This is a genomic window from Streptomyces hyderabadensis (assembly GCF_020404845.1).
Taxonomy (GTDB): domain Bacteria; phylum Actinomycetota; class Actinomycetes; order Streptomycetales; family Streptomycetaceae; genus Streptomyces; species Streptomyces hyderabadensis.
Genome location: NZ_JAIOJZ010000118.1, coordinates 1 through 3,793, shown reverse-complemented (window position 1 = coordinate 3,793; position 3,793 = coordinate 1). Strand labels below are relative to the sequence as shown.

Here is a 3,793-nt window from a genome sequence, read left to right as displayed (position 1 = left end):
ACGGCACCGGCCCCGAGATGCGGCTGGCCGGGAGCAGCTGGGTGTGGCAGCGCTCCGGCCTGTCCGTCGCCGACGTGGAGTACGCGCACGGCGTCACCGTCCACGGAAGCTCCTCGGTCACCATCGACCTCAACCGCGACTGCTCGTCCTACGACGCGCTGGTCGGCATCGACGACCTGACGATGAAGCTGGGCAAGGTCCACTTCTCGGTGTGGGCCGACGGCGTCCGGCTGTGGAACTCCGGGATGGTCAAGGGCGGTGACCCCGCGGTGCCGGTCCACGTGGACATCACGGGGCGCGAGACGCTGCGGCTGGTGACCGAACCGCACAGCCCCTTCGACTCGTTGGCGCTCGCGGACTGGGCCCGGTCCCGCTTCACCTGCGTGTAGCGGCGGGCTGTCCCACCGCCGCCACCAGCTCGACGGTGACGTCCCGGGGCGTGAGGACGGCACCTGCGGCCAGTTCGGCGGCGTACCGCCGGGAGCCGAGGGCAGCGCGGGCGGCGGCCTCGGCCCGCTCGGCGTGCGCGCGGTCCGGCAGGGGACGGGGACGGTCGCCGCGCCAGTGTCCGGCCGCGCCCAGCAGCCGTACCGCGCGGCTCTGGTCGCCGAGGTCGCTCAGCAGCCCGGCCGCGCTGTCCACGAGGGTCGCGAGGACCAGCTCGGCGCACCGCTCCTCGACGGCCACCCGCAGGGTGTCCGCCAGCAGCGGCAATGCCTCCCGCGGACCGGACTCGCCCGCCGTCACGAGCGCGTCCACGAGCCCCAGCATGGCCAGGAACTGCGGCGGCGGCGTGCCGCGCAGGCACTCCTCGCGCGCCGCCTCGCACAGGACGCGGGCCCGTCCGAACTCCTCGTCCACCACCGCGAGCCCGGCCCGCAGCATCAGTACGAAGGCCTTGGAGTCCACCACGCCGTACCGGTCGGCGGCGGCGCCGGCCTCGTCGAGCGCGCCGAGCGCCGTGCCGCGGTCCCCCTCGCGGTAGGCGATCTCGGCGAGCCGGGCGATGAGGAACGGCGCCTCCGCGAAGGCGCCCACCTCCTCGGCGAGCCGCAGCGCCTCCTCGTACTCGGCCCTGGCCTCCTCGTAGCGGCCGCGCACCATGGCGGCCTCGCCGAAAGCGCTGCACACCTGGGCCTCCACCAGACGGTCGCCGACGCGCCGGCTGAGCACCCGCATCTCCGCCAGGTCGTCGTCGATGCCCGCCGGAGTGCCCGAGATGTCGACCACCGCGTGCGTACGGAACATGAGGCTGGCGGCGACCTCCCACTCGCCCCCGTAGGCACGGCAGTTGGCGACGGAGGCGTCCATGGAGCCCCGGACGTCGCCCGAGTCGCTGACGAAGAACTCGGTCAGCGGCCACACGAGCCCGGGCACCCGCGCCGCCTCGGGGCCGCCCACCGCGAAGTGGTCCCGCACTCTGCGCACGTACCGCCGCATGCGGTCGTCCAGCAGCCGTTCCCTCGACTCGCTCTCGAAGGTGAGGAGGATGTGCATGATCCGCACCCGCATGCGCAGCGGGTCGAGCGGATGCGGCGGATCGCCTTCCGGCACGGCGAGAAGCGTCGCGAGGGGGTCCGCGTCAGCCGTCCGCCGGGCGAGGACGTCCGCCGACGGCACCCGGCCGCCCTCCGCGTCCAGGGCGGCGCCGAGGCGCAGCACCCGGTCCAGCCACCTGACCCCCTCCTGGCGGTAGTTGCGCAGCCACCAGAACCAGCCCATGGCGAGCGCGAGGGCGGCGGCCTCGGGCTCGTCGCCCGCGGTGAGGGAGCGGTCGAGGGCCGTGCGGAGGTTGTCGTGCTCGGTCTCCAGGCGCGAGATGTACGGCAGTTGCCCGGCCGAACGCAGTTGCGGGTCGGCCTCCTCGGCCAGGGCGCGCGCCCACGCCCGGTGCGCCCGCTCGGCGGCGTCCCGCAGCCCCGGAACCTCGGCGGCGCGTTCGTCGGCGTACTCGTGGATGGTCTCCAGCATGCGGTAGCGCATGCCGGCGCCTTCGGGGCCCGGGTCGGCGACGACCAGGGACTTGTCCACCAGGGCCCCGACCAGCTCCGCCGCGGGCCCGGTGCACACGGTCTCGGCGGCCGCGAGGTCCCAGCCGCCCGCGAAGACGGACAGCTCGCGCAGCATGGTGCGTTCCGCCTCGTCGAGGAGGTCCCAGGACCAATCGACGACCGCCCGGAGGGTCTGCTGGCGGGGCAGGACGGTGCGGCTGCCGGAGGTGAGCAGGCGGAAGCGGTCGTCGAGCCGGTCGGCGATCTCCCGTGGGGTGAGCAGCCGCAGCCGGGCGGCCGCCAGCTCGATGGCGAGCGGCAGTCCGTCGAGGCGCCGGCAGATCTCGGCGACGGCCTCCTCGTCGCGCAGGACGACGTCGGCGTCGGGCCGTACGGCAGTCGCACGCGCGGTGAAGAGACGGATCGCCTGCTCGGGGCTGAGCGGCTCGACCGGCCGCACTGATTCACCGGGCACGCCCAGCGGCTCCCGGCTGGTGGCGAGGACGGTGAGACCCGGGCAGCGGGTCAGCAGCGTCTCGGCGAGCCGGGCCGCCGCGCCGATGAGGTGTTCGCAGTTGTCGAGGACGAGGAGTTGACTGCGCGGGGCGCAGTACTCAACGAGCAGAGCGACGGGATCGTCGTGAACGGCGGGCCGGTCCCCGGTCAGCAGTACGGTCTCGCGCAGTCCGAGGGCGTTGACGACCGCGCCGGGCACCGCTTCCGGCCGGTCGAGCGGGGCCAGCTCGACCAGCCACGCCTGCGGAAGCCCGGCGGCGGCCTCCTCGGCGAGGCGGGTCTTCCCGGACCCGCCCGGCCCGGTCAGGGTGACGAGCCGGGCCCCCCGCAGCTCGGAACGGATGGCGTCCAGCTCCAGCTCCCGCCCCACGAAGCTGGTCAGCCGGGGCCTGATGTTGCCCTTGCGCCCCTCGGGAGCGGGTCGTCCCGAGCCCCGCCCGGCGAGCAGTTCGGCGTGCAGGGCGCGCAGTCGGGGCCCGGGTTCGGTGCCGAGGCCTTCGGCGAGGGTGCGGCGGGTGCTTTCGTAGGCGGCCAGGGCGTCGGCGTCGCGGCCGGTGGCGCGCAGGGCGGAGATGAGGAGGGCGTGCAGGGGCTCGTCGTAGGGGTGCGCGGCGGTCAGTTCGCGCAGCCGCGGTACGGCGTCGTGGGCGTCACCCAGGCGCAGCCCGGCCTCGATGCGGGCGCGGGTCGCGTCGAGGTGCAGGGCCTCGGGGCCGGCGGCGTGACCGGGGAGGTCGGCCAGGGCGGGTCCGCGCCAGAGGGCGAGGGCCTCGTCCAGGTGCCGGGCGGCGGTCGCGGCGTCGCCGCGTTCGAGGGCGGTGCGGCCCTGCCGTACGAGGCGTTCGAAGACGTTCAGGTCCACGTCGTCGCGGGTCGCCGCGAGCCGGTAGCCGCCGGGGACGGAGTCGACGGCCTCCTTGCCGACGGTACGGCGGAGGCGGCCGACGAGGGCCTGGAGGGCGGCCGGGGCGTCCTGCGGCGGGTCGTCCTCCGCCCAGACCTCGTCGATCAGGGTGGCGGACGTGACGACGTCGCCCGGGCGCAGGGCGAGGGCGGCGAGCAGCGCGCGCAGGCGGGGGCCGCCGGGGCTTGCGACGGTGCCGTGGTCCTCCGTCTGGGTGACGCCCAGGATTCTGTACCGCACGGGGTCATTGTCGCCGCACCGGCGGCGTGCGGGCACCCGGCGCGGGTGTCGGCGCCGGGGCGGGGACGCAGCCCGGCGTTGCGGGGTGCCGCTGCGCCCACCCGTGCCGCCCCAGCGGCACGACTGCCCGCAGCGGCGGCGA

The 3,793-nt window shown here is 75.7% G+C and carries 2 protein-coding genes; one reads left to right on the top strand and one right to left on the bottom strand.

The window, feature by feature from the left end; translation table 11 throughout:
• The coding region (locus tag K7854_RS37075) for an NPCBM/NEW2 domain-containing protein (protein WP_226030957.1) at window positions 1-389 on the top strand (389 nt) is incomplete at its 5' end.
• Here K7854_RS37075 and K7854_RS37070 read toward each other — a convergent pair.
• The gene (locus tag K7854_RS37070; protein WP_226030956.1) at window positions 376-3,651 is read right to left on the bottom strand and encodes an AfsR/SARP family transcriptional regulator; all 3,276 of its coding nucleotides are present in this window, start codon (window positions 3,649-3,651) and stop codon (window positions 376-378) included. The genes K7854_RS37075 and K7854_RS37070 overlap by 14 nt on opposite strands.
• Between the last annotated feature and the right edge of the window lie 142 nt (window positions 3,652-3,793).